The following is a 227-nucleotide window of genomic DNA, read 5'->3' as shown; positions in this document are numbered from 1 at the left end:
GGCGCACAAAAAGCCAAGGTAGCAGTTGAGGCAATCAAAGGCGAAAAGACGATCAATCAGATCGCCCAAGAGTTCGGGGTGCATCCGACGCAGGTTAGCCAGTGGAAGAAAGAATTACTGGAAAATGCAGGCAGTCTGTTTGAAGGTAAGCGCGGTCCGAAACCGGCCAGCACACAGAACGACCCAGACCGTCTCTATGCCAAAATTGGGCAACTGAATATGGAACT

1 protein-coding gene is annotated in these 227 nt (G+C 51.1%); it reads left to right on the top strand.

The window, feature by feature from the left end:
- Positions 1–227, top strand: a 227-nt coding sequence (locus tag QN359_RS20110) for a helix-turn-helix domain-containing protein (protein ID WP_323493645.1), incomplete at both ends; no start/stop codon positions are given.

Source organism: Undibacterium sp. 5I2, from assembly GCF_035019605.1.
In the GTDB taxonomy this organism is placed as follows: Bacteria; Pseudomonadota; Gammaproteobacteria; order Burkholderiales; family Burkholderiaceae_D; genus Undibacterium.
This window is presented reverse-complemented; position numbering and strand designations above follow the sequence as displayed.